We start from the raw sequence: 25,606 nt of genomic DNA on the forward strand, positions 1-25,606 counted from the left end.
GCACCAGAACCAATGAAAAAGTATATCAAAGACCTGACCAAACCGCTGCTATGGGCATTATTTACCTGGGCGTCGATCCATGCACCGGCCGCCGCGCAGGGAAAATTGCAGGTAGCAACCAAAAAGATTGAAAAGACGATCAGCGCACCGACCGTCCGCACGCTCTACATCAGTGCCGAAAAAGCAGACATCGAGATTGTAACCTGGGATAATGCCGACATTACGGTGCTCATGGAACTCTCCGCCCGCCATCCCGACCGCGCTACCGCTACGGAAGACCTCTCCAAGCTGCAGTACATTGCCGACCGCAACGGAAAAGATTACTTTCTCCGCAATTATGTAGTGCTTAAAAACGGCGAAGCCAAGCCGGTATCGAACCTGAAAGCGCGCTACACCATTCATTTGCCCGCTTCATGCGCCGTCGATCTCAAAAATTCGTTCGGTACCATTACTTTACGAGGACTAACAAACCAACTGAACCTCAAGGCTGATTTCTGCACTACGAACCTAACCGGAATCAGCGGCAAAGGGGCCCTTCAAACCACCTTCGGCGAACTTTCGGGCAGCGAACTGGCCGGTACATTCACCTTTTCCAGCGACCACACCAATGTCCGCCTGGAACAGATAGCAGGCGCTGTGCGCATCGACGCGGAGTATGGTAATGTCGAAATCTACCCGACCGTAGGCCTTACCAGCCTCGGAATCCATTCCAAAAAAGCCGAAGTAACCCTCCTCGCCAAAAACTGGCAGCAGTTCAACTACACCATCAATGGCGCCTATGCCAGTATAAAGTTGCCCAACGGCTTCAAATGGAAGCGCAACACGGCAGATTTTAAAGAAGCATTTTTCTCCCGGGACCAGCTCGCCAGCGTGGACATCAACGCAGAGTTCGGCCGGGTTACGATAAAATAAATACGGGTGCTTTAACTATTAGTCATGAAAGTAAAATTACTTGCCATGTGCTTGCTGAGCTCAGTTTGGAGCTCAGCAAGCGCGCAGGACAGCTTGGCTGTCAGCTTTTCCGAGGAACAGGATACCTTGGTAAAGCAGCACTTTATCGACAGATATGAAAACATCTTTATGACAAAAGTGCCAACGCGGCACATGCTGAAAGCTGACATGGCAAGTTCCGAAATGAGCGGCAAGGGCATTTATGTGGGGTATGAATATAAATTATTCCCCTTCTTATCGGTGGAGGCTGGCATTTTCGCCCAGGCCAGTAACTTCGACCCAAACCGCTGGGATGAAACGATTATTTTTCAGCTCAATAACCCCAGTATTTGGGCGTCAGGGAAGGTTCGGTGGTATTACAATATGAATCGCAGAATCCGCACCGGCTTGAGCGCAAACAATTTTACCGGCAGCTACGCAGGTTTCCAGTATGACCACCCGCTAAGCCTTGACTATTTCCACCCCAATCATAAAGATATGCTCGGAAGACTTGGTTTGGTCGCAGGTTATCAGGGACGATTTCTTCAAAACGGACATTTCGATTTTTCCATTGGACTATTTAACCGGCAAATCGGCACCGAATATCGCTATGGAGAAGACCTGGGACTACTTACACCCGCCAATTTCGCAATAGGGACACAAATGAGCCTGGGCGTGGCAATGGGCGACTGGAAAAGGCAACGAAAGACGGCACTATGCGATGTGCTCATTTGCGATGAGCACGTTGAATCGCATTGGAAGCTTCTTTTCCCGGACATTTCCGTGGGCATAAGACATCAAAGAGCACTAGCAATGATTATGTATGAAAGGCAGGTTGGCCAGACTCCTTTTTCGGTCCAGATCCAGTTTGAAAGTAACTACTGGCGCGACTCCTATAATGGCCAGCCGGGTTCGAGACTTACCCTGATCCCCGGAATTCAGCTGAGATCCTATTTTTTACAAAAATCCCGTGAAAGAAAGGGATTGGGTGGATCGAGCCTTTCCGGCATGTATGCAGCGCTGGTAAGCAACTACATGAGATTTGATGTGAATCAGGTCCTTACCGGCTTCCCCGACCAACAAGGCCCTGTCAAATATCGCAGCAGAGGTGAATATCTCAACGCAGGGGTAAAAGTAGGTTACCAGCAACGGCTTTTTGGTAGAATGTTCATTGACGTTTCGTATGGATATGGCTGGCATTTCCCAGTTAAGAGAATTGTCGGATATCCTTACGGAAGCTACCCCGACCGCTATGATGCCTTTAATCTAAGTACCGGCATTGGTTTGACATTCTAACTAAAACGGGTAAACAAAACCTGCCGGCAACTTTTAGTTTTGACCACAAAAATCAAACGGTCAAAATACTATGAGACAATTCGGCACTAACCTTCCACGACTTGCAAGCCAGTTTGCATTAATACTAACCACATTATGTACATGTGTGCAAGCGGTGGCCCAAACCTCCCAAAACAAAATCATCCCACTCTGGGAAACCGGTGCGCCCGGTTTTGAAAACAAGCGTAGCGAACCCGAGTCGGCCAAGGATTATTGGGTCAAAAATATTCATAACCCTTCGTTACAGGTTTTCACGCCTGTGGGAAAAGCGAATGGAACGGCTGTTGTTGTTTGTCCGGGTGGTGGTTTCCGGTTGCTGGTATACAAGGCAGAGGGCGTGCAGCCAGCTGAGTATCTGGCTAAACTGGGCATTACCGTTTTTGTGTTAAAATATCGGTTGCCACGGGAAGAAGGTTCACCCTATTCGCTCGACAAGCATCCCCGCGAGGACGCGTTGCGTGCGATCAGGCAGGTGCGGAGCCGTGCGAAGGAATATGGCATCGATCCAAACCGTGTCGGAATGCTTGGCTTTTCCGCGGGAGGCGAAGTCGTGGCCTCAGTGGCTTACGTTTCAGGCAAAGGAGACGCTAATGCGAAAGACCCTGTTGACCGTCTCGACGGAAGACCTGATTTTCAAATGCTTATTTATCCGGGGCCGCTAGGCATACCCGACAAAGTCCCGGCCGACGCGCCGCCCGCATTCCTGCTCGCCGCCAACGACGATCCTTGCTGTGGCGTCACAACTGCGGATTTGCTTGTCAAATACCGAGAAGCCAAACGGCCCGTCGAGGCGCATCTGTACACCAAAGGCGATCACGGTTTCAACATGGGCGACCGCTCTCCTTTGCAGAGCATCAAATCGTGGCCACAGCGAATGGCCGATTGGTTATCGGACAATGGCTATTTGAAATAGAAAGATCCCGTTCACTATCTTGCATTCCGATTGATATGAACGCCGTAAAAATAGTTGTATACAACATTTCCATTCCCAAAGCTGCCGAATACCCGGCCCTCATCGAAATCTGGGAAGCCGCCGTCCGCACGACGCACCATTTCCTGCAAGAAGCGCACATCCAGCATTTCAGATTACTGATTCTGAATGAATACTTCGCGGCAGTTGATTTATTCTGCATCCGGGACGAGGCGGGTCAGATCATGGGATTTTCGGGACTTTCTTCGGAAATGGTCGAAATGCTATTCATCCATCCGCAACATGTTGGCAAAGGTATCGGCAAGATACTCATGCAGCATGCCGTGACGGAGTGCGGTATACGCAAGGTGGATGTCAATGAACAAAACCCTGACGCATTGGCAAATGACCAACACTGTACGGAAAGATTTCTCGTAGCAAATCCTGTTACCTTTTACAAAACCAGCGTATAAATGATGGATGCCTGCTTGCTTGTCATCCGAAAAAATATTTACATATGCCGCTGACACATTAAACGTAAAATTCACATCTGAGCTATGGAACTTAAACCAATCAAAAACGAGGCTGAATACGACCATCTATTGGAATGGATCGATAGTCAATTCGATAATCCTCCTATTCCTGATAGCGCGGAAGGCAACAAACTGCAAATTGTATTGCTTTTGGTCAAAGCATATGAAGATGCACATTATCCCATCCCAGCGCCAGACCCGATCGACGCCATTAAAATAAAAATGGACGAAAAAGGCCTGAAAAGTAAAGATTTGGCTGAATGGGTCGGAAGCAAGAGTTATGTCTCCGCGCTTTTGAACCGCAAAAAACCGCTTACACTAAAATTGGCCAGGCTTTTTCATGAAAAACTAGGTATTCCGGCGCAGGTATTGCTTAGCTAAAATTCCCGCTCCTGATAAGGCAACCCTTCCCCTTTCTCGCAATAATCTTTCAAACTCAGCAAAAACATCGCCCAATTATAATTGCACCATTGATAAAATTCGGTGAGTTCGCGCCAGTTGAAATGCTTCAAAACGACGGCTGTGATGCCGTTTTTCCTTTCGAACAATTCAAATGAAACGCCGGTACCAATCCACTCAGGGTCGGAATCGGTGCAGAGCCATTCGATGCGCGTATTTTCCATGAGTTCGGTAATTTTCATTAAAACACGGTCGTCTTTTCCGAAGCCGAAGTCGCTGATGGCACCGACCTCGTTTTGAACGGTCAGGTCGGTGGTCCAGATGTTTCCGAGACCTTCCCTGGTCGTGAGTGCCTCGTAGACTTTTGAAATGGGGGCCTTAATGTAGTTGATGTGTTCGATTTTTTCCACTGTTGTTTCTATTGAGCTATGATAATGCAGCAAAGTTAGCGTCATGGTCAATGACGTGTGTCGGGGAAATGGGACATTTGAGGGGTTGTTCCAGCCAAGTTGGCGTTTACTTTGCTGTTACATGCCTGACGGCATTTTTGATTATGTTGCATTTGTGGCTTTTACCAATATTACGTGCCTGACGGCACTTCACTTATTGCACTTACTTCTCCGAATTGGAAGCAACTAAAATAAACGCCACACCCAAAGTCCAATCGTGCCAAGTCGTGCTAGCGACGTAATATTGGTAAAAAACCACGTTTTCTCTCAAACGCCAAATCCCATGGGGATGCAACAACAAATCAATCGCAACGCCGATCGCCCATGAGTCAAATCTTAACGGATCAAACATCACTCGATTAGACCCGCGTCAAACGCCTCTGCGTCAAATATCAACACCGCCTCGCAAATACTCCGCCGTCAGCGATTCTTTCGATTTCAACAGGTCCGCAGGCGTACCTTCAAACAAAATCTGCCCACCCTTATGCCCGCCTTCCGGGCCGAGGTCGATGATCCAGTCGGCATGCTTCATCACTTCGGTGTTGTGCTCAATGACAATGACTGAATTCCCCTGGTCGACGAGGTGATCAATGATTTCGAGCAAATGGCCTGTATCCGACATGTGCAGGCCTGTTGTCGGCTCATCCATGACGTAGATCGTTCCACTTTTATGGATCTCGCCGGCAAGCTTGATCCGCTGGCATTCACCGCCGGATAAGGTGCTTAATGGCTGTCCCAACGTCAGATAGTTGAGCCCTACCTGGTTCATGGCGGTTAGTTTGTGAACAATGTCTTTGGTTTTGAAAAACGTCAATGCTTCCTCCACAGGCATATCCAGTATGTCGGTAATCGACTTTCCATTCACTTTATATTCCAAAACCTCGGGTTTGAAGCGCTTGCCTTCACATGTTTCGCAAACGGTTTTAACGGGTTCCAGAAACGCCAGGTCCGTGAAGATAAACCCTAAACCCTGACATTCAGGACAAGCGCCGTCGGAATTGAAACTGAATAGCGACGCACTTACCTTATTGGTTTTACCAAATAACTTACGGATGTCATCCATAATACCAGTATAGGTCGCCGGATTCGAACGGATCGACGTACCAACAGCTGATTGATCGATCACAATCGCCTCGGGATGTTGCGAAAGGAAAACGCCATTGATGAGCGAACTTTTGCCGGAGCCAGCCACGCCGGTTACCACCGTGAATACACCGGTGGGAATCTCTACCGATACGTTTTTGAGGTTATGCCGCTTGGCATTCTTTACTTTCAATGCGCCGGTTGCTTGTCTGAATGCCGGCTTCACCCGCAAATCCCGCTTAATGAACTGTCCGGTTAAAGTCTTTGCACTAAGCAGGCCTTTATAATCACCCTGGTAAACGATCTCGCCACCACCGGCGCCGGCTTTAGGGCCTACATCCACCACATGATCGGCCACCCGGATCACGTCGGGGTCGTGCTCCACTACGAGAATGGTATTGCCTTTATCACGCAGCTTTTGGAGTAACTCATTCAACCTGTGCACATCACGTGGATGCAAACCAATGCTCGGCTCGTCGAAAATGTAGATAATGTCGATCAGGCTGCTATTCAGGTGCTTCACCATTTTGATCCGCTGTGATTCACCGCCGGACAAGGTGCCTGTTTCGCGATCGAGGCTCAGGTAACCCAGGCCAATGTCGACCAAATGCTCCAAACGCTCGGTCAGCGTATCGATCATCGGTTTCGAAACCGGGTCGTGGATCTCGCGTATGATCTTGACAAGTTCGGCCACTTCCATCGCCGACATTTCCGCGATGTTCATTCCATTAATCCGGCAGTCGAGCGCCTTTTTGTTCAGGCGAGCGCCCTTGCACGAGGGACAATCCCCCATTTTAAGAAATCGTTCGACCTTTTTGACAGTCTTTTCCGAAATCTCACTGCTGTCCTTCTGAATGTACAGCCGGTTAAATTTATCGACCAGCCCCTCATATTTCGTATCGAACACCATGCCATTGTAATTGGATTCATACGTGCCCTTCCCGTAGAGTAATGTGTGCATTTCTTCATCCGAGTAATCTTCAAGCTTCTTCTCATTATCGAGCATGCCCGAAAAAGTGTAGGCTTTCCAATACCAGGTGCCGACCGCGAAAACAGGAAACAGGATCGCGCCTTCATTCAATGATTTGGAAGGATCGAGAAATTTCTCAAGATCTATCTCTACTTTTTTACCCAAACCATTACACTCCGGGCACATTCCCGCGGGATCGTTGAAAGAAAATGCATTGGAAAAACCGGCGTGTGGCTGGCCTAGTCTTGAAAATAGTAACCTCAAAACTGCCGAGATATCGGTAATCGTCCCCATGGTCGAGCGGGAGTTACCACCGAGACGCTTCTGGTCGATGACGATCGAAGTTGAGAGGTTTTCGATCGCATCAGCGTCCGGCTGACTAATGCGTGGCAGGCGGTTACGGATAAACATGCTGAAAGTTTCATTCAGCTGACGCTGTGCTTCTGCGCCAATGGTGTCAAAAACAATGGAGGATTTTCCTGAACCGGACACCCCGGTGAAGATGGTGATTTTCCGCTTTGGAATATCGAGTGAAACATTTTTGAGATTATTTTCCCTTGCTCCGCGGATGCGGATGTACTCCTGCTGGCTCATAGGTTTGGATTTGAAGTGGTGAAGTGTAATGAGTGAATGAGAGAGTCTTTTCACTCATTGACTCATTCACTCATTAAAAGCGCCCTCCGTCGCAAACATAACCAAAAAGCATTTCCCTCAGGAAGCACTTCCGGCAGAAAAAATCCACTGAACCGCGTAACGATCTGTGAGTGTGGCCCATTGACCTTTGAGAATATCCGGCGAAAGCGGCGCGGTGACTTCACCTTTTTGAGCGAGCCTTGTGAATACCGATTTCAACTGCTCGGGTGCTGTAATACTGATCCACAGCGAAATGGCGCTGCCGATAGCCCCCCCTTCGTCCCCGCCAAGATCGGATGCAAAGAGCCGGACGTGCTCCGACACCAGGCTCGCATGCAGCACCAGTCGGCGTATCTCGCGGGGAAACTGCTTCCCGTCGGGCGTATCGCCCAGGTACGTGAAATGCAGCTGCCCCCCAAAACATGACTGATAAAAATGCATCGCCTCGCTGCAATTACCGTTGAATGTAAGGAAGGGGTATATCGCCATGCTATTGTTATTCGTTATAAGCGCGGTCCAGCTCGGCAATATCGAGCTTGCGCATGCCCATCACCGCCTGGAACATCTGTCCGGCACGTTTCGGATCGCCATTGGATAACCGTTCGCCCAGCATAGCAGGCACGATCTGCCACGACAACCCGAACTTGTCTTTCAGCCAGCCGCATTGGCTTTCTTCCCCACCGTCGGATGTGAGGGTGTTCCAGTAAAGGTCAATTTCCTCCTGATCTTTGCAGGACACAAAAAACGAAACCGACTCGTTGAACTTGAATTGCGGACCGGCATCGAACATATGCAGCGTCAATCCCTTGATTTCGATAGTACCCATCATCACCTGGTCAGCCGGAAAGGGGCTGCCCTCTCCCCACTTCTTAATTGTCTTGATCTGAGAATCGGGAAAGAGCCGGGTATAAAGGTTCATAGCCTCTTCTGCCTGGCCATCGAACCATAGAAACGGGGTAATACCTTGTGTAGTTGATAAATCGCTCATTGTTTTGAATGTTGAAGGTGAATGGTTTGGATAAAAATAGCTTTTAGTTTGTTGATCGATTGACATTACAAATTTGGCTGGTTGAAAAGAAATAAATGGGGTGCAAATGCGCCGATCCAGAGGGGTAAAAATGCCAAGTGAATATTTTCCTATATTTACACTTCTAAATCCAGATTCGTTATGAAGCATATCTCGGTATATGTCCCCCAGTGTTCCTACATCGAAGCGGTTTCACCTGCTTACCGGCTTTTCAACACAGCCAATGATTTTCTGAAGGCATCGGGAAAAGAACCGAAATTCAACGTCGAATTCGTTGGCCTCAGCCATGATATCAAGGCACAGGATGGTGAATACACAATCCGTATCAACAAGCTGTTAAGCGAAATAAATAAAACGGACCTCGTCATAATTCCCGCATTGTGCGGTAACCTCCGCGATTCCGTAGAGCTGGATCGCCCGGCCATTCCGTGGATGCTCGAAATGCATAAAAGCGGCTCTGAAATCGCTTCACTTTGCCTGGGCGCATTCCTGCTGGGAGCTACCGGTTTGCTCGATGGCCGTAAGTGCTCCACGCACTGGGCTTATTATGAGGATTTTAAAGAAATTTACCCGCAAATCGAAGTCGTGGATGGCACCATTATCACCGACGAGGGCAAGGTTTATTCGAGCGGCGGTGCCAACTCCATCTGGAACCTGCTGATTTACATTCTCGAAAAATACACCAGCCGCGACATCGCAATTCTGGCCGCAAAATATTTCGCGATCGATATCGACCGCGATAACCAGCGCGCATTCACGATTTTTAAAGGACAAAAGAACCACAACGACGACGGCATTCTCGCCGCACAGGTTTTTATCGAGAACAACTACACGGAAAAACTGACGATTACCGAACTTGCCGATATCGCCAGTGTAAGCCGCCGGAGTTTTGAACGGCGTTTCAAAACTGCCACCAACAACACTATTAATGAATACGTCCGCCGTGTGCGTGTGGAGGCAGCGAAACGCAGCTTCGAAGTGTCGCGCAAGAACGTTACGGAGGTGATGTACGACGTCGGTTATACAGACACAAAGGCATTCAGGGATGTTTTCAAAAAGGTAACAGGTCTCACACCGATCGAGTATCGAAACAAATACAGCAAAGAAAACTGATAGCGGCCTCCGGGCCGTTTTTTATTGAATGGCAACGCGCTAAGCGGTTGTTTATCAAATAGAAGCAATGATTTGCCGGTAGCTCATTTTATTTGCAACCTCTTGTACTTCTGCGCACTTTTGCACCGCCATTTTTAAAATCGAACCAATTTATTGTTATGCCAAAATCCATTTTGATCATCGTGCTTGCCTGCATGATCGGTTCCGCACATGCCCATTGCATCCATCCGGTTATGAAAAGTAAAATTGCCTACACCGAGACTGTCGATTGCGGCAGTGTCTCGCTTACCGACATTTTCAGACGCGCCCGGTTATGGGCCAGCCAGTCGGCCCCCGACAACAAAACGCTTGTCGATGATAAAGAAACCGGCGACTTCGTGACGCAGGGAAATATTACCATTACCATCCCGAGATCTGAAAACAGCGCCGGTGGTATTTTCAAATTCGCATATGTTCTTTCGGTGGAGTGCGCCAACCGCAAATACCGCGCCACGGTCGCCAATGTGGAATATCAGGACGGCAACGGCGGCCACACTATACCGATGGAAGCTTTCAGCCAAAAAAGCGAGAACAAGGCCGCTGCCACTGAACTGGAAAACAAATTGAAGGAAATGCTGGCCGACCTGCAAACGAACGTCAAGGACTACAAGCCGTTCTAACAATGAATACCAACCGCATTACAACGTTTCTCCTCGGTCCTGAACTTTCCTGGTTTTTAATGTACGGGCTTACCCTACTCCTGGTTGCGCCCAATCAGCCAGCAACCGAAGCCGGTAATATCCGGCTCGAGAGCCTAGCATGGTACACCATTTTTTCGGCGATCATCATCTCATTTGCACCTTTATACTGGTCACAAAGCGGACTGGGCTGGATGATGCTCCGCATTGGCATTGCCGGTCTAGCAGGGATCGTATCACTCAGCACCGCATTTTGTGCTGCCATTAATTACCATGACTCGCGTAATTCCGGCGTCGGCACGTTATGGATGATGCTGGTGATCTTCGGGTCGATCTTTCTTTTTCTGGGCATGATCTGCGTGAGCTTGTATATGAAATTCAAATCCTGACATGTCAAATGGAGCATAGCAAGGGCGTCCCTGGTTTCGAGTTGTTCATCTTGCTTTTCTTCACCATCGGCTCGGTATTCGCAGTGATATCGTATACTATTTACCGTAACAGCCGTAACCTGATCGAAAACGGGATAGAAACAAAAGGAATCGTCATCGATCTGCACCGGCTGAAACCCCGGGAATATCCATTGGCCCCGTCTATTCGCTTCTTTACAAAAGAAGGGACCGGGCGGGTGTTCCATAGCTCGGAAGCACGCAACCCGCCAGCCTACCAGGTCGGAGAGGAAGTCACGCTTCACTACGATCCCAAAGATCCGGACAATGTCCATTTACAAGGCAATTACCTGCTTGTTTATGTTTTTGGCGGAATGGGAGCAGTGTTCTGGCTGTTCTCGATATGGAGCGTTGGTTCGGCAGTAAAAGCCGTATTCCAATGGCTTTTCGATTAATTCACAAAATCAAAAAAGGGCGTTCGGCCCTTTTTGATTTATGCCAGGATCGGCTTAACCACTTTCCCATGCACGTCGGTGAGCCGGTAGCGGCGTCCCTGGTGCTTGAATACGAGCTGTTCGTGATCGATCCCCATCAAATGCATCACAGTCGCCTGGAAATCATGAACATGCACAGGGTCCTTAATGATATTGTATCCAAAATCGTCGGTCTGGCCGTAGACAAATCCTTTCTTGACACCGGCACCAGCCATCCAGATCGTAAAGCTACGCGGGTGGTGGTCGCGACCATAGTTGTCGCGCGTGAGCTTCCCTTGCGAATAAGCACCCCGGCCAAACTCGCCGCCCCATACCACGAGTGTTTCATCCAGCAAACCGCGCTGTTTCAAGTCATTGACCAGCGCAGCCGACGCCTGGTCGACGCTCTTAGCCATCGTTTTGATATCATTCGGCAAGTTCCCATGCTGATCCCAGCCCTGGTGGTACAATTGCACGAATTTCACATCCTTTTCGATTAATTTTCGCGCCAGCACGCAGTTGGCTGCAAATGTGCCCGGCTTGCGTGAATCCTCGCCGTACATGTCGAAAATATAGTCGGGCTCCTTGGAAATATCCATGGTCTCCGGAACGGCGGTCTGCATCCGGTACGCCATTTCATATTGCGCCATCCGGTAATTGATTTCCGGGTCCAGAAGCTTTTCGAATTGCCCCTGCTGCAATTTTGCCAGGGAATTCAGCATGCGTCGGCGGCTTGTGCGATCGATCCCCTCGGGGTTGTTGAGGTAAAAAACAGGGTCCGGACCGGAGCGGAACACCACGCCCTGATGAATGGACGGTAAAAACCCGTTGCTCCAAAGTTTGGCATACAAAGGCTGATCACCGCCACGCCCTTTCGAAAGTAACACGACGAACGAAGGCATATTCTGGTTATCGGAACCCAGGCCGTAACTCACCCAAGACCCCCAGGATGGCCGGCCGCCTTGCTGGCTGCCGGTCTGGAAAAAGGTTACTGCCGGATCGTGGTTGATAGCTTCGGTAAACATCGAGCGTATGAACGTGACGTCGTTCACAATGCCCGATGTATAAGGCATCAACTCACTGATCATCATATCATTGTCGCCATGTCGCTCGAATTTATACTTCGAAGCGGCTAATGGAAAGCTGCTCTGCCCGGCAGTCATCCCTGTGAGGCGTTGACCCTTCCGAACCGATTCGGGCAAATCCTTACCCCACATTTCTTCCAGTTTTGGTTTGTAATCGAACAATTCCAATTGGGAGGGCGCCCCGCTTTGAAACAAATAGATTACCCGCTTGGCTTTTGGCGCGAAATGAGGATGCCCGATCGGCAGTCCGGCTGCCTCGGCCCCCTTCTCACCCACTTTTTTGGCCAAAGAATTATCTGCACTCAAAAGCGATGCCATCGCTGCCGCACCCAGGCCCAAACTAGTCTTCGACAGGAAGTTACGCCTGCTCAATTGCTCATGGACATGGTTTTCAAGTTCTCTATATAGGCTCATTTGCTTTGATTGTTATCGCTTGATCAAAAATTCATCAAAATTCATCACCGTGCTCGCCACGATGGTACCGGCTGCAAGCTGCGCCGGATTCAGTGTTTTGTCGAGGGGATATTCGCCAGCCGACAGTATGGCCTTCATTCGTTTCGGATTATGGCTGAAATCCTTCAATTCCTCGTCATACAGCTCTTTCAGCACCATTTTTTCCCTCGGATCGGGCAGGCGGCTTGTCAGTGCTGTGAATGCGTAATCGATTTGTTCGTCGATGGTCTTGCCCTTTTGCAGCATATGTTGCGCCAGCACACGGGACGCTTCTACAAACTGGGGATCGTTCATGACCACCAGCGCCTGCAATGGCGTGCTGGTTTTCTGACGCTTAGTAATGCAGAAATGGCGTTCGGCGGCGTCGAAATTGAGCATCATCGGGGGCGGCGAGCTACGTTTCCAGATCGTGTAAAGACTTCTCCGATAAAGGCTGTCGCCATGCTGCTGCTTATAGGTAACCTCGTTACGCGTAGCAAGCGCTTCCCACAAGCCTGCGGGCTGGTAGGGATATGCACTTTTGCCCCCAACCCTATTTGTAAGCAACCCGCTTGATGCCAATGCATTGTCTCGGATCTGCTCGGCACTCATGCGGTAACTCGGTCCGCGGGCATACAGGCGGTTGTCGGGATCGACATCCTTTGTACCCGGATCCATTTTCGACGACTGCCGATAGGTGGCCGAAGTCACGATGAGCTTCTGCATCGCCTTCACATTCCAGCCTGATTCGCGGAAACGTGCAGCCAGGTAGTCCAGCAGCTCGGGGTGCGTAGGTAACTCACCCTGGTTGCCATAATCGTCACTTGAAATCACGATTCCCTTGCCGAAATACGTCATCCAGAAACGGTTGACGGTCACCCGGGTAAATAGTGGGTGCTCTTTATCGAGCAGCCATTTGGCCAGGCCCAGGCGGTTTTTGGGATATTCTTTGGGGATTTTGAAGAATGCATCCGGCGTATCCGAAGTAACGGCCTTACCGGGCGCATCATAAGCACCACGATTGAGAATGAAGGTCTTGCGCGGATATTTACGCTCTTTCATCACCATCACATCAATCTGCTTATCCATGATTTCGGTCTCCTCTCCGATCAATGCGAGGCTCGCGGCTCTTTCCTTCTTATAGCCGGCATCGATATTTGTCAGGTAGTAATCTTTCAACGAAGCTAGCTGAGCAGGCGTCAATTGCGTGGCAGATGTCTTCAATGCTGTCAGCAGCTCATTTTTCAAAGTATAAAGTCCCAGCATTTCAAGCGGACTGACTGCCCGCGTGTAAATCTTAAACTCGTCTACCTCAAAATTCTTGGTCCGCTGATCCGACAACCGGCCGATATTGAGCTTGTCGACGTACCAGTTTGTTTTATTTTTTCCATACAAAATACTCTCGGTGAGATGGTCATTATGCACGGTTACTTTAACAGGCTGCCCGTTCACAAATAGTTTAAGACCAGCGGCTTTGCTCATTCCATCATAGGTAAAGCCCAACTGCGTCCATTTGTTCATCGGAAACTTGTCGATGGTCTGGATCTCAATGGCATTCTCAGGCCATACGTGACTGATCGTCAACCTGATCCGCCCATCCGTCTCCCTGAACACATTCCAGCCGCGATAGCCATTCATTACGCCATTGGATTTGTGAATCAGCGAACCACTGACTGCCGGATCGTGCAGATTAAGCCAAATGCTGATGCTGAAAGGCTGGTTACGTTCAAAGAATGCGAAGTTGTCGCCGAAGCTCACTGCATTTTCACCAAAAATATATCTGGCCTTCCCGATCCGCCCGTTGCGCGAAGCGACATTGGAAAGGCTGTCGTCACCCTCCGCATTGGCTTTATGCTTTGGATCGGCCAGGTTGGCAAATTCTTTACCGGTAGGTTCATCGAACGTGAAATGGCCCAACAAATCGGTTTTCTCTGGAAGTAATGCTTTTTCTGGTGCATCGCGGGCTGTGACGAGCCATTGCTGGAAGTTGCGTTCATATCTAGCCGAGTTCGCTGCAATGGCCGCCTTTTCCTTTGTCAGGTTTTGGTGGATAAATTTCAGTTTTGCATCTGCCTCCGGCGTCGGAAGCGTGATGGCCGGGCTCGCTTCTCCATTGTAAGGGATCTGTCCGTTTTCGTCATTATTGTTGAAGAACGCATACAACGAATAGTAATCCTTGTGGCTGATGGGGTCATATTTGTGGTCGTGGCAGCGTGCGCATTCCACGGTCAGGCCCAGGAATGTTTTGCCAAATGTATCTACGCGGTCGGAAACGTAAGCTGAGCGATATTCCTCGGGGATAATGCCGCCTTCCTGGCTTTGCTGGTGCATGCGGTTGAATGCGGTGGCTACCATCATGTCGCGAGTGGGATTGGGCAGCATATCACCGGCGAGCTGCCAGGTTACGAACTGGTCGTAAGGCTGGTTGCGGTTAAACGAGTTGATTACCCAGTCACGGAACGGCCAGGCAGTGCGTAAGCCGTCGTCCTGGTAGCCGTGTGTATCCGCATAACGGGCAGCATCAAGCCAGGGCACGGCCATATGTTCGCCATAATGCGGCGATGCCAGCAGTTTGTCCACCGCTTTTTCGTAGGCGTTCGGCGATTTGTCGTTCAAGAAAGCTTGTACTTCCTCGGGTGTGGGCGGCAGGCCGGTCAAATCGAGCGATGCGCGGCGTAATAATGTCGTTTTTTCGGCCTCCGGCGAAGGTTTAATACCCTTGTCTTCCAGTTTTTTCAGGATAAACCGGTCGATATCATTACGTACCCATGCTTCATTTTTCACCTTCGGCAATGCCGGCCTTTCTACTTTGGTAAATGCCCAATGCGGTTTGTACTCCGCGCCTTCCTCTACCCAGCGGATCAGGATTGCCTTTTCACGTGCTGTAAGCGATAAATGCGACTCGGGCGTTGGCATTACGATATCCGGGTCGGCCGACAGGATGCGATACACCAGTTCGCTACTGCCCGGCTTTCCGGGTTTAATGGCCTTTAAGCCACTCTCCGCTTCTTTCTTGTACGCCACTTCGGCCACATCCAGTCGCAGGTCGGCTTTCTGGTGGTTAGCATCCGGGCCGTGGCAAGCAAAGCATCGATCGGAAAGGATCGGCTTCACGTCGTAGGTGTAATCTACCGGGGCAACGAGCGTATTCATTTCTGCTGCCACGTCGTCTGGGAGGTCGACCTTCTTGTCACAGGACATCAACATGAATCCTGCGGCAGGGATCAGCAAACAATATTTAAACCAGGAATTCAACATCAACAAAATATTATAATGAACAGGAGGCAAATAGACCACTCAACATATTATCAAAAGCACACATTGCCCCATTTCTTAATCTAATTTAATAAATAAATCCCATTTACCGTCGGTTAAAACCGACGGCAGGGATTGTAAATGGTTAGTTGTCCTGTTTTGTGTTAATGTTGCTTTCTAATTTTTTTGGCATTTGTTTATGGCCTGCTGGGGGCGGATAGTTCTGGTGCGCGGCATCACATTAAGGCTTTGCATACCCTTTCGCCGCATCATCGATCACCAGCACCCAGTCGTGCCCGTACCCGGAGGTAGGAGGTACAAATTTGTTGACCGATTGATTATCGAATTTACCAGCATCCTTTACTTTCCCATTGCGGGGGTCATACCAGAAAGCTTCGAGGTGAGCGCCGGAGATCTTACCAGGATTTACGGAAAAGGATTTTCCGGATGCCGTATATACAAATACGTAATCCTTCCCGCGCGTCGCCTGGACGCGGTCAGGAGCAGGCAACGCATTTTCGACCACAATGGACTGATCGGGCACCCGGTCGATAATCGGCCGCGATTCGATCAGCTTTCGCACAAACTTCATTTCAAGTGCACCGGGCAAATCAAGCGCCTGCTGCCAGAATACATGCGGACCATTGACCGCCTCCCGGTTTGGCGAATACATTTGCCAAATGTCGTGACACCCGTAAGTATGCCCGAATGCCCCTGCGAATAGATCGAGGTAAGCTGATTTGCGAACGTCGTAGGCGCTGGAAATACCGTTTTCCTTTGCATTAAAACAAACCGGGTGATCTTCGTAAATAGGCTCCGCGTCGATTACCGGCTTAACGACCGCACGGGTATAAGACCGTTGAATGTTATCGTAAACCGGCGAGTCGCGGCAATGGCCCGTCTGGAACATGTTGAAATCGAACCATTCGTCGTCATGGAACCACTCACTGGAACCTTCCTTGTTGGGCTGAGGATGGTAGGTCATCAGGGCCTTGTCGTTGCCACCTACTCCTTCGGCAATGCCCGCAGCCATAGCACGCCAGATTTCCACATCGCGGCTATCTTTGCGTGGCTGGCGATCACCGCCCAGTACCCAGATCAGGTTTTTCTTGGCCTTATAGCGGTTACCCAGCCACTTACCATAAACCCGTGCATTGTTTTCATTGAATATCTCCGGCCCCTTGCCCCAGGTGCTTTTAAATACTTTGTCACCCCATGTCGGCAAAAACGCGATTGTCAAGCCATAGTCCGCGGCTTTGTCGATAATGTAGTCCACGTGTTTGAAATAGGCTTCGTTCGGCTTGGCAGGATCGTTGCTGACGAGCGGCTTCTCGCCATACGGATTGGGTTCTCCGAGCCCGTCGAACTCGGCCAGCGCCACGGCCTGAATGACGGTGAATCCCTGCTCGGCCCTCTTTTGCAGGTAGTAATCAGCATCCGCCCGGTCGAGGCGGTGAAAAAGCTCCCAGGCAGTGTCCCCGAGCCAAAAGAATGGCTTACCCTCTTTGAGCAGGTAGCGTTTACTTTCGCTCACAGCATAGTGCTGCGCGCGCGCGACAAGGAACGAACCGCAAAAAAGGACCAGTATCAGGGCTTTAACTCGCTTCATCGAATGTAAGGGCTATGGGTGAATAACCATTAAAGACAATGTCTGTCAATTCTTAACCTGCAATAGTCAATTCTTATCATAACAAGATTGTAAACTTCTCACTCCCAAGCTGAAAGATTTCAGTCATGCGATTGTATCCCTTAGGCACTATGGCCAAAAAAATTTCCAGCAATCGCAATTAAAACATAACAAGCTTAAAATCAATATTTTAGTGTAAAAATGGAGACAAATTTTTATCACTATACGTAGAATTAATTTAACCGCTTAGTAAGTATTTCCCTTGAAACGGTGATATATGACTAATATTGAAGCACTATTTTTACAACAACCTAAACCCAACGAACCTCCGATATGAAAAGAAATTCTACACATTCTTTTTCATTGCCGCATTACAGACATCTCCCTGGTCTGGTGACGTAGCGTCTCAAGCGGCATTTCTACATAATTGGCTTTGCACTTCCTCTGGTATCGCGTTCAGGCGATTCGTCAATTCTTAATAATCCATCTATCAATCTAACCTATTTTTTCTATGGCAGAACCATTCCTATCAGAGATCCGGCTGGTAAGTTTCAACTATCCTCCCAAAGGTTGGGCGTTCACCAATGGACAGCTCCTACCCATTAATCAGAATCAGGCACTATTCTCCCTACTCGGTACCACGTTCGGCGGTGATGGTCGGGTCAACTTCGGGCTTCCCGATTTTCGGGGACGAACACCCATGCACGTAGGTAACGGCCACACGCTCGGGGAACGTGCCGGCGAGATGGGTCACACGCTCAGCGTCCAAGAGATACCGCAACATACCCACTTTGTTTCGGCGATCGACGCGCCTGCCACCCCGGTCCCAACCAATAATCCGACCAATAATTACTTCGCCAATACCCAGCCCAACTTCCTTTACACAAGCAGCACCAACAATAAGGTGGCGCTTAATGCGGGTACAGTGTCCAGTGTCGGGGGGAGCCAGGCTCATTATAATATGCAGCCCTTTCTGGCGATCAGTTTCTGCATTGCACTGCAGGGGATTTTTCCTAGTCCGAACTAGTAGCACCTACTTTTCCATCCAATTTTAACACCTGAAATATATGGCACAGCCTTATGTGGGAGAAATCAGAATCTTTGCCGGAAACTTCGCCCCCGCGGGGTGGATGTTTTGCGAAGGACAACTACTCCCTATATCAGAAAACGAAGTACTCTTTCAACTTATAGGAACAACTTACGGCGGCGACGGGCAAGAGACCTTTTCGCTTCCCGACCTGCGTGGCAGAATTCCCATTCACCAGGGCAACACCGGCAGTGGCACTTTTTCACCCGGGGAAATGGGCGGATCCGAAGAAATTACACTGACGGTCCAACAGATCCCTGCCCACACGCACCCGTTCATCTCGACCACCAACCTGGCAGACGTTCCGAGTCCTAACAATGCAATTTTAGGTATTTCCAGCACTACAAACGTGTTTTTCAACGATCCACCGGCGGCTCAGATGGGTGCTCAGAGTCTTTCCGGAGAAGGCGGGAACCAGCCACATACCAATGTCCAGCCTTATCTCTGTGTCAACTTTATTATCTCGCTATTCGGGGTCTTCCCATCGCAGACCTAGACGCGAACAATAAACCCGAACATTAAACCCCAATCAACTGTCATGGATCCTTTTGTAGCAGAAATAAGAGTATTCCCTTTCAATTTCGCGCCCAGGGGCTGGGCGTGGTGCGACGGGCAGCTATTGCCCCTTTCGCAAAACACAGCATTGTTTTCTCTTTTGGGAACAACCTACGGAGGCAATGGCAAGTCTAACTTCGCTTTGCCCGACTTGCAGGGACGGGTGCCGATGCATCCCGGACAAGGCCCCGGCCTCTCGCTCCGCGACCTGGGTGAAGCAGCTGGCGAGGAAACAGTGACGCTGCTGAGCAGTGAAATTCCCTTTCACACCCATTCGATCAGGGCAGTGGCTGAACCAGCCGACCTTAAAGATCCGGGGGGGTATTCGCTTGCCGCTTCTACACAAGGCAAAGTGTATGGCCAGGGCTCGCCTAACGTGCGCATGGCGCTAGACCAGTTGACGCCTGTGGGCAATAATCAGCCCCATAACAACATGATGCCCTACCTGACGGTATACTTCTGCATCGCTTTGCAAGGGGTGTTCCCGCCACGCGGCTGATATGACATCCAGGATTGACAATTTGATATATTTTATACTGAAATGCATTTTACGCTGACCAACAACGCCTTATCGCTCAGACACATTACCTCCAGGGATATGCCTTCTCTCGCGAAGATCTATTCAAGTACCAGGGAGCAGGAAATGGAACGGGTACCGCAATGGACCGACCTTATGAAGCAGGAATTTCTGTCCAGTCAGTTCGGGGCGCAGCATGAATACTATCAAAAAAACTATATCGGAGCCGATTTCTGGGTGATCGAACACGAAAACAAGACCATCGGGAGGCTTTACGTCCACGAAAACTTCCAGGGCAAGGGTATGCGGATCATTGACATCAGTATCCTGCCGAAATACCGCAACCGCGGATTCGGCCAGGGCATTTTTAAAGACCTCATGAGCAAAGCAACCGAACTGCAGCGGCCGCTCAGCATTCATGTAGAATCCTTTAATCCTGCCAAAAATCTGTATACCCGCCTTGGATTTCAAACAATCAGTGAAACCAATGGAGTTTATCATTTAATGGAATGGAAGCATACGATTTAAAGGAGATAGCAGCGGCAGATTTCCTGCCTCATGTAGGAGAACCGGTGGTTATCCATTTTGCGCAGGACTTTTCACTGCCATCTACCATTTTGAAAGTAACGGAACTGAATTCTTACACCCCGCTGGAACGGGGCGCATTTTCGGTGGAATTCCAGACCACCGGCGAAAACCGCGCTATTGTACAAGGCGTTTACCGGGTCGTCCATCCCGATGGCAAATACATGGACATTTTTCTTGTGCCGATTGCGCAACATCACAATGGGATGCGCTATGAGGCAGTCTTCTCGTAAGCCGGAATTACCCGGATCACATCTAACATTCTTTAAACCAAAATCGTTAACCATCCTGAAACCATGAGAAATTTCTACCTATACCTGGCAGGCGTTGCCCTGCTGGCATCTGGTGCTGAAATGATCAGCAAGATTTCCGGTGACCCGTCCTCTGCGCAGACAGAATGGGTTGGCCGAAAGCAAAACCAATCAGACAGAAAAGAGAATGAACGGGTGCCATTTGCCCGCGCCCGTAAACGATCGGGTACAAAAGCATTACTTGCACCGAGTATCAGCGCTACAAATACTTACGCCATTACAAACAACGTCGGGCCTGCCGGAGCATCTGCAGGGGATGAGCTGGAATATACCGTTGTGATCACAAATGGCGGGCCCGATCCTGCAAGCAATACAGCTTTCAACGAAACAATCGACATTAACACCACACTGGTTCCCGGCTCGGTAAAAGCAAGCCCGATCGCACAAAACGATAGTTATGTAACAATCGGTAATGTCAACATCACCGTTCCCGTAGGAACAGGTTTGTTTGCCAATGACATCAGTCCTGCCGCTACGGCGTTGAGCCTGAGCAGCTCGACCAATATTACCACCTCCAATGGCGGTACAGTCGTCATTACCGCTGCCACAGGAGCATTCACGTATCAACCCGCCGCTGGCTTCACGGGTAACGATACCTTTACCTATGATATTCAAAATGGCTCCGGCATGACGTCCAGTGCTACCGTTACTATCGCGGTAGGAAATGGCGCCGGTAATGCCATCTGGTTTATCAATTCAAGTGCAGCTGCCGGTGGAAATGGTACTTTGGCAAGTCCGTTCAACACCATGGCGGCGTTCCAGGCAATCAATGACGGAGGTACAAACCACGCCAAAGATTCACATGTCATTTTCATGTATAGCGGAAGCTACGACGGTAACATCACCTTCCGCAACAATCAGAAATTGTTCGGACAAGGTGCAACGTCTTCACTGATCACCCTCACGGGTTTTGCACAACCAAGCGGAACCGATCTCATTCCGGCAACCGGCGGTACACGTCCCTTACTCACCAATGGCGCGGGCAATGTACTCACCGTTGACGGCACTACCACCGTGCGGGGCTTAAACATTGGTAACAGTTCCGGTGCCAAGATCAACAGCTCGAACTCGGGCACATTTACCGCGAGCGAAATCAATCTGACAGGCACAGGAACAGCCATAAACCTGTCGGGCAAGGCGCTGGCCGCCACATTCGGCCAGGTATCGTCCAGCGTTAGCGGTGGCACCAGTCCGATCAAAATTTCATCAGGCAGCGGAAACCTGACAATCTCTTCAGGAACGCTCACCGCAACCAGCGTCCCCGCGTTGGACATTGCAGGCAGCGTGGCTTTGACGGTAACGCTGGATGCAGTTAACGCAAATGGCGGTAATAAGGGGATGATCGTGTCAGGCACGACGGGCTCTCTGCAGGTAACAGGAAGCGGAACAACGGGTGGTTCAGGAGGAACGATCCAAAACATTGTGCAGCGGGGTATCGAGTTGGTGAATGCAACGAATATCACACTCAAGAACATGAACCTGACCAGTGCGAACACCAGTGATGGCGCAACGGCCTCCAACCAGGATAACTCCGGTGCCAATGCCGCGGTATACGCGTCGGGTGTAAACGGGTTAACCATGGACCGGGTAGTTATCAACGGGACCGTAACGCAAGAAGGAGTCAATCTCTGGAATAGCAGTAATTTTAATTTCACAAACGGATCGATCGGTACAGCGGGGGATTTAAGCCAGGAAGGCTCTATCTACGCGGTCAACACGGGCGGAACAAACTCTATTGTGAATTCCACTTTTACCGATCCGGGTGGCCGTGCTGTCTTTTTCAGCAACAACAGTACCGACATGGCATTGCTCACCGTCGACAATTCCACGTTTCAGGACTCCAATAACTCCGGACTTCAGTTTTTCGGGTATGGCGATTCGGACATGAAACTCAAGGTTCAGAATAGTTGCAAATTTTTAAGAAATCCGACCGTAGGCGTATATGTAGGCGCCAATGAGCAGGCAGTGATTCAGGCCGATATCAAAAATTCAACCGTCGATGTGGGGAACGGTGTCGGAAGGACTTTCGATCTGGCAGCAGTAGGGACGGCCACACTGAAATTCAACGTGACTGGCAATACGGGTAATTTCAACGGCGGTATTGGGATCAACATGTTCGCTTTTGCAGGTGGTTATCTGGAGGGTAATGTCGTGGGAAATACATTGACCAACAAGCCCTCTTCATCGGGCGTATCGGCAATTTCCATCGATACCCAGGGCGCTACGGGCAGGGGTACCTTCAACATTGAAAATAACACAATCCTTAACACAATCGACGCACCGGGGATCGCTACGCTCACCACATCCAGTTCCGGTGCACAGACCAACGTGCACGTGGTCGGTAACAGTGTTCAGGTGTTTGATTCGGGAGACAATATTTTCAACGGTATTGACCTGGCTACGACCAGTGCGGCGGGAAACAATTCCAAGCTGTGTATCGAACTCAAGAACAATGCTGTGTCGATTCCGGCCGATCACAACGCGCTCCGTACAAGGTCAGCGTCTGCTCTCACCACAGTACTGCTCCATAATAGCGGCACCCCATCTTCTTCGCTTGTGCAAGTATGGAATACCGGCGGAAATACTCCTCAAAATAGTGTACTCCAATCCGGAGCGGCAAACCCATATCTTTATAATCAAACTTGTCCTACAACCAGCGTAAGTCCGTTGCGTGAAGCGATGGAGCCTTCTCCGGAACGCGTCGCAGCCATAACCGAAGAATCGGCCGCTCCGAACATCGCACCACAAGTGGCCGCTGGCACGCCATCCGCCGAACCTTCGCGTGAAGTGGTTTCGGAGCCGGCAGTTCAAACAGCGCGTCCAGCGAGGACCGAAGCCGTACAGGCAGGAGAAACGGTTACCGTGAACGGATCCGGAAGTGGCTTCACCCTCCCTGCTGGCAAAAATACCACCATCAAATTCAGAGTGACCATTAATGCCGATATTCCGGTATCTGATTGCGAGATCTCAACGCAGGGTACAGTCTCGGGGTCGAACTTTGCGGACGTCCTGACAGACGATCCGAACATACCAGGCACCAACAACCCGACCGTTACAACCATCACTTCGGTACCTGTCATCACATTCTGCCCAGGCAACCAAACTTTCTCTCCTGATGCCGGAACTTGTACATCCACACAAACATTCGCGGCTACTGCTGACGCATGTCCGGTGGCGACCATTACTTACAGTGTAGGCGGCAACCCGATCGCATTTCCTTACGCATTCCCTGCCGGCGAAACTACCGTGCTTGTAACTGCCTCGAATGGCATTGGAACTGCCCCTACATGCTCATTTACAGTGACGGTAACTCCTACCCCAGCACCGCCGATTACCGACGAGCCTGATGCCCAAACGATTTGCGCAGGGGCAAGTACTTCGTTTACGGTGGCCTCTTCACAAGCGGGCGTCACTTATCAATGGCAGAAAAAGCCATTCGGCGGCTCATTTGCTGACATTACGGTTGGCTCCAACCCTACCGCTGACGATGCGACGCTGACACTTTCGAACGTACCGGCAGCGGACAACCAGTCGGAATACCGCTGTATCATCTCCAATCCATGTAATACCAGCACATCCGCCGCGGCTCTGCTGACCGTCAATCAGATTACAGGCTCTTCTCTGACAGGTACCACGACCGTCAACCAGGGCGCAACCGCACCAGTCGTTACATTTGAAGCAACAGGCGGAACATTGCCTTATACCTTCACCTACCAGGTTAATGGCGGTAGCAACCAGACAGTTTCAACCACAGGTGTCCAGACAACTGCCACTGTAAGTCAGCCAACGGGCACAGTAGGGGTATTCACCTATGAGCTCGTGAGCGTAACTGACGCACAATCCTGCTCACTGACACCTCCCTCGGCACAAACCGCCGCAGTCACCGTTGCCAACAACCTTACAGCAACCATTTCGGGAGCTACGGAAGTATGCAAGGATAATACCGAACCGGTCATTACATTTACAGCAGTGAATGGTATCGCACCTTTCACATTTAGCTACACGATCAATGGCGGTCCGGTTCTGCAGACCACGACTACCGGCTCCAACACCTCGGCAACGGTCAATGCGCCGACGAACGCCACAGGGGCATTTGTTTACAACCTTACCAATGTGAGCGGAGCAGGCGGGGCCACAACAGCTATAACGGGACAATCGGCCACGGTCAATGTGGGTCAAAACCCAACCATTGCAATTTCCGGTCAGGAATACTTGTGCAGCGGCGACCTGAACACTTACACGGTGTATTTCACCGCAACGCCAGGTGCTGTGATCACGACCAACAAAGGAACAGTAGACGGGAATACTGTCACCGGCGTTCCAAGCAAGGAGACAGCGGTAATTGTGGCTACGCTTGGCAATTGCACGGATACGCTAATGGCCTTCAGGGATTGCTCACTTCCTGTTACTTTGGTCGATTTCATTGGCTCGAAGACCGAGAATACCATTTCTTTGAACTGGCGCACGACCGAGGAAACCAACAGCGACCGCTTTGAAATCCAACGCAGCACTAATGGTAAAAACTGGGCGGCGATCGGCACGGAAAAATCCCATGGAGAAAGCAGTTCGCTGATTTCTTACAAGTTCGTTGATCAGCAACCGGCGCAGGGAAACAATTACTACCGCTTGAAAATGGTGGACTTGGATAAGACGTTCGCTTACAGTAAGATTATCAAAATAAGCTTTAATGATCTGGTCCTGAAATCAGAATTCTATCCAAACCCTGTCTCCGATGTCCTCTACCTGAAAAGTACGGATTGGAACCAGGTCAAATCCGTTGAAATGCATAACATGATCGGTGCGACCGTTTACAAATCGGGCGAAACCGTGTCGAAAACCATAGATGTAAAAAATCTCGCGGTGGGCATGTATATTCTAACAATCACGCACGAAAACGGCGAAGTCAGCAGCCGGAAAGTGCTCATTAACCGATAAACGCGACACCAATGAAATCTTAACGTGTTGTTTAGGTTAACTGTATCAGGCGGGGGCTTCTCCCCGCCTGATTTTTTTTACCCCAACCCAAAATTCCCCAATATTTTACCCGGAAAATGTAAAAAACAACCTGATTAAGCGCTGTATTAATGCTTTGTTAACAAGGTTGGCAATTTTCGATCAAAACGCGCTTCACGTTAGTTTAAAATACCTTGATTCTGCGCAGTACGGGCACTTTTGGATTTGGCGGATTTAACGAACATTAAATACTTTTATGATAAATCTTTCCCCCAAACCTT

Annotated in this window: 22 protein-coding genes; 15 read left to right on the top strand and 7 right to left on the bottom strand. The window is 49.9% G+C overall.

Features of this window, described 5'->3' with window-relative positions:
* The first annotated feature begins 12 nt into the window (after window positions 1-12).
* The 5 genes from LZD49_RS07025 to LZD49_RS07045 all read left to right on the top strand — a co-directional run bounded on the left by LZD49_RS07025 (window position 13) and on the right by LZD49_RS07045 (window position 4,089).
* On the top strand, window positions 13-912 hold the full coding sequence (locus LZD49_RS07025; RefSeq protein ID WP_234666607.1) for a hypothetical protein: 900 nt from the start codon (window positions 13-15) through the stop codon (window positions 910-912).
* A gap of 24 nt (window positions 913-936) precedes the next feature.
* On the top strand, window positions 937-2,226 hold the full coding sequence (locus tag LZD49_RS07030; RefSeq protein WP_234666608.1) for a DUF3575 domain-containing protein: 1,290 nt from the start codon (window positions 937-939) through the stop codon (window positions 2,224-2,226).
* Window positions 2,227-2,296: 70 nt separating this feature from the next.
* Complete coding sequence (locus LZD49_RS07035; RefSeq protein WP_234666609.1) at window positions 2,297-3,178, top strand: alpha/beta hydrolase; 882 nt, start codon at window positions 2,297-2,299, stop codon at window positions 3,176-3,178.
* 35 nt (window positions 3,179-3,213) lie between these two features.
* Window positions 3,214-3,648 carry a GNAT family N-acetyltransferase gene (locus tag LZD49_RS07040; protein ID WP_234666610.1) on the top strand — a complete coding sequence of 145 codons (435 nt, stop codon included), beginning with the start codon at window positions 3,214-3,216 and terminating at the stop codon, window positions 3,646-3,648.
* 84 nt (window positions 3,649-3,732) lie between these two features.
* Window positions 3,733-4,089, top strand: a complete 357-nt coding sequence (locus tag LZD49_RS07045; protein WP_234666611.1) for a type II toxin-antitoxin system HigA family antitoxin — start codon at window positions 3,733-3,735, stop codon at window positions 4,087-4,089.
* Here the strand turns inward: LZD49_RS07045 and LZD49_RS07050 are convergent.
* The 4 genes from LZD49_RS07050 to LZD49_RS07065 form a co-directional block, all read right to left on the bottom strand.
* Window positions 4,086-4,517: an SRPBCC domain-containing protein gene (locus tag LZD49_RS07050; RefSeq protein WP_234666612.1), complete on the bottom strand. Its 432-nt coding sequence runs from the start codon at window positions 4,515-4,517 to the stop codon at window positions 4,086-4,088. The two genes, LZD49_RS07045 and LZD49_RS07050, sit on opposite strands and share 4 nt — an antisense overlap.
* A gap of 424 nt (window positions 4,518-4,941) precedes the next feature.
* Entirely contained in the window at window positions 4,942-7,203 is a 2,262-nt protein-coding gene (locus LZD49_RS07055; RefSeq protein WP_234666613.1) for an excinuclease ABC subunit UvrA, read from the bottom strand.
* Window positions 7,204-7,320: 117 nt separating this feature from the next.
* Window positions 7,321-7,731: a VOC family protein gene (locus LZD49_RS07060; protein WP_234666614.1), complete on the bottom strand. Its 411-nt coding sequence runs from the start codon at window positions 7,729-7,731 to the stop codon at window positions 7,321-7,323.
* Window positions 7,732-7,738: 7 nt separating this feature from the next.
* Window positions 7,739-8,230, bottom strand: coding sequence for a VOC family protein (locus LZD49_RS07065; RefSeq protein WP_234666615.1), 492 nt, complete (start codon window positions 8,228-8,230; stop codon window positions 7,739-7,741).
* 180 nt (window positions 8,231-8,410) lie between these two features.
* Between LZD49_RS07065 and LZD49_RS07070 the strand changes: the two genes are divergently transcribed.
* From LZD49_RS07070 to LZD49_RS07085, 4 genes are all read left to right on the top strand, one after another.
* Window positions 8,411-9,382 (top strand): GlxA family transcriptional regulator, encoded by a 972-nt coding sequence (locus tag LZD49_RS07070; protein ID WP_234666616.1) that lies wholly within the window; start codon window positions 8,411-8,413, stop codon window positions 9,380-9,382.
* Between the two features lie 158 nt (window positions 9,383-9,540).
* Window positions 9,541-10,041, top strand: coding sequence for a DUF4468 domain-containing protein (locus tag LZD49_RS07075; protein WP_234666617.1), 501 nt, complete (start codon window positions 9,541-9,543; stop codon window positions 10,039-10,041).
* Between the two features lie 2 nt (window positions 10,042-10,043).
* Window positions 10,044-10,448 carry a hypothetical protein gene (locus LZD49_RS07080; protein WP_234666618.1) on the top strand — a complete coding sequence of 135 codons (405 nt, stop codon included), beginning with the start codon at window positions 10,044-10,046 and terminating at the stop codon, window positions 10,446-10,448.
* An 8-nt stretch (window positions 10,449-10,456) separates the two neighbouring features.
* On the top strand, window positions 10,457-10,900 hold the full coding sequence (locus LZD49_RS07085; protein ID WP_234666619.1) for a DUF3592 domain-containing protein: 444 nt from the start codon (window positions 10,457-10,459) through the stop codon (window positions 10,898-10,900).
* Window positions 10,901-10,938: 38 nt separating this feature from the next.
* Here LZD49_RS07085 and LZD49_RS07090 read toward each other — a convergent pair whose 3' ends face one another.
* The 3 genes from LZD49_RS07090 to LZD49_RS07100 form a co-directional block, all read right to left on the bottom strand.
* Complete coding sequence (locus tag LZD49_RS07090) at window positions 10,939-12,417, bottom strand: DUF1501 domain-containing protein (RefSeq protein ID WP_234666620.1); 1,479 nt, start codon at window positions 12,415-12,417, stop codon at window positions 10,939-10,941.
* A gap of 12 nt (window positions 12,418-12,429) precedes the next feature.
* A complete protein-coding gene (locus LZD49_RS07095) occupies window positions 12,430-15,636 on the bottom strand; it encodes a DUF1553 domain-containing protein (RefSeq protein WP_409021302.1) in 3,207 nt (1,068 codons plus the stop codon).
* Window positions 15,637-15,931: 295 nt separating this feature from the next.
* Entirely contained in the window at window positions 15,932-17,299 is a 1,368-nt protein-coding gene (locus LZD49_RS07100) for a glycoside hydrolase family 140 protein (protein ID WP_234666622.1), read from the bottom strand.
* Window positions 17,300-17,828: 529 nt separating this feature from the next.
* Between LZD49_RS07100 and LZD49_RS07105 the strand changes: the two genes are divergently transcribed.
* From LZD49_RS07105 to LZD49_RS07130, 6 genes are all read left to right on the top strand, one after another.
* The gene (locus LZD49_RS07105; protein WP_234666623.1) at window positions 17,829-18,344 is read left to right on the top strand and encodes a phage tail protein; all 516 of its coding nucleotides are present in this window, start codon (window positions 17,829-17,831) and stop codon (window positions 18,342-18,344) included.
* Between the two features lie 40 nt (window positions 18,345-18,384).
* The gene (locus tag LZD49_RS07110) at window positions 18,385-18,900 is read left to right on the top strand and encodes a phage tail protein (protein ID WP_234666624.1); all 516 of its coding nucleotides are present in this window, start codon (window positions 18,385-18,387) and stop codon (window positions 18,898-18,900) included.
* Window positions 18,901-18,942: 42 nt separating this feature from the next.
* On the top strand, window positions 18,943-19,458 hold the full coding sequence (locus LZD49_RS07115) for a phage tail protein (protein ID WP_234666625.1): 516 nt from the start codon (window positions 18,943-18,945) through the stop codon (window positions 19,456-19,458).
* Window positions 19,459-19,500: 42 nt separating this feature from the next.
* Window positions 19,501-20,004 carry a GNAT family N-acetyltransferase gene (locus LZD49_RS07120; RefSeq protein ID WP_234666626.1) on the top strand — a complete coding sequence of 168 codons (504 nt, stop codon included), beginning with the start codon at window positions 19,501-19,503 and terminating at the stop codon, window positions 20,002-20,004.
* Window positions 19,986-20,294 carry a DUF6916 family protein gene (locus LZD49_RS07125; protein WP_234666627.1) on the top strand — a complete coding sequence of 103 codons (309 nt, stop codon included), beginning with the start codon at window positions 19,986-19,988 and terminating at the stop codon, window positions 20,292-20,294. The genes LZD49_RS07120 and LZD49_RS07125 overlap by 19 nt, the downstream gene beginning before the upstream one ends.
* A 63-nt stretch (window positions 20,295-20,357) precedes the next feature.
* On the top strand, window positions 20,358-25,307 hold the full coding sequence (locus LZD49_RS07130; RefSeq protein WP_234666628.1) for an Ig-like domain-containing protein: 4,950 nt from the start codon (window positions 20,358-20,360) through the stop codon (window positions 25,305-25,307).
* Window positions 25,308-25,606: the final 299 nt, after the last annotated feature.

Origin of the sequence: Dyadobacter sp. CY261 (assembly GCF_021440085.1) — a bacterium.
GTDB lineage: Bacteria > Bacteroidota > Bacteroidia > Cytophagales > Spirosomataceae > Dyadobacter.

Coding starts and splice junctions, on each gene's coding strand:
- LZD49_RS07070 (WP_234666616.1), top strand. CDS start 8,411: ATGAAGCATATCTCGGTATATGTCCCCCAGTGTTCCTACATCGAAGCG.
- LZD49_RS07055 (WP_234666613.1), bottom strand. CDS start 7,203: ATGAGCCAGCAGGAGTACATCCGCATCCGCGGAGCAAGGGAAAATAAT.
- LZD49_RS07085 (WP_234666619.1), top strand. CDS start 10,457: ATGGAGCATAGCAAGGGCGTCCCTGGTTTCGAGTTGTTCATCTTGCTT.
- LZD49_RS07065 (WP_234666615.1), bottom strand. CDS start 8,230: ATGAGCGATTTATCAACTACACAAGGTATTACCCCGTTTCTATGGTTC.
- LZD49_RS07090 (WP_234666620.1), bottom strand. CDS start 12,417: ATGAGCCTATATAGAGAACTTGAAAACCATGTCCATGAGCAATTGAGC.
- LZD49_RS07025 (WP_234666607.1), top strand. CDS start 13: ATGAAAAAGTATATCAAAGACCTGACCAAACCGCTGCTATGGGCATTA.
- LZD49_RS07130 (WP_234666628.1), top strand. CDS start 20,358: ATGAGAAATTTCTACCTATACCTGGCAGGCGTTGCCCTGCTGGCATCT.
- LZD49_RS07035 (WP_234666609.1), top strand. CDS start 2,297: ATGAGACAATTCGGCACTAACCTTCCACGACTTGCAAGCCAGTTTGCA.
- LZD49_RS07115 (WP_234666625.1), top strand. CDS start 18,943: ATGGATCCTTTTGTAGCAGAAATAAGAGTATTCCCTTTCAATTTCGCG.
- LZD49_RS07030 (WP_234666608.1), top strand. CDS start 937: ATGAAAGTAAAATTACTTGCCATGTGCTTGCTGAGCTCAGTTTGGAGC.
- LZD49_RS07040 (WP_234666610.1), top strand. CDS start 3,214: ATGAACGCCGTAAAAATAGTTGTATACAACATTTCCATTCCCAAAGCT.
- LZD49_RS07105 (WP_234666623.1), top strand. CDS start 17,829: ATGGCAGAACCATTCCTATCAGAGATCCGGCTGGTAAGTTTCAACTAT.
- LZD49_RS07125 (WP_234666627.1), top strand. CDS start 19,986: ATGGAAGCATACGATTTAAAGGAGATAGCAGCGGCAGATTTCCTGCCT.
- LZD49_RS07110 (WP_234666624.1), top strand. CDS start 18,385: ATGGCACAGCCTTATGTGGGAGAAATCAGAATCTTTGCCGGAAACTTC.
- LZD49_RS07075 (WP_234666617.1), top strand. CDS start 9,541: ATGCCAAAATCCATTTTGATCATCGTGCTTGCCTGCATGATCGGTTCC.
- LZD49_RS07080 (WP_234666618.1), top strand. CDS start 10,044: ATGAATACCAACCGCATTACAACGTTTCTCCTCGGTCCTGAACTTTCC.
- LZD49_RS07120 (WP_234666626.1), top strand. CDS start 19,501: ATGCATTTTACGCTGACCAACAACGCCTTATCGCTCAGACACATTACC.
- LZD49_RS07095 (WP_409021302.1), bottom strand. CDS start 15,636: ATGTCCTGTGACAAGAAGGTCGACCTCCCAGACGACGTGGCAGCAGAA.
- LZD49_RS07060 (WP_234666614.1), bottom strand. CDS start 7,731: ATGGCGATATACCCCTTCCTTACATTCAACGGTAATTGCAGCGAGGCG.
- LZD49_RS07045 (WP_234666611.1), top strand. CDS start 3,733: ATGGAACTTAAACCAATCAAAAACGAGGCTGAATACGACCATCTATTG.
- LZD49_RS07100 (WP_234666622.1), bottom strand. CDS start 17,299: ATGAAGCGAGTTAAAGCCCTGATACTGGTCCTTTTTTGCGGTTCGTTC.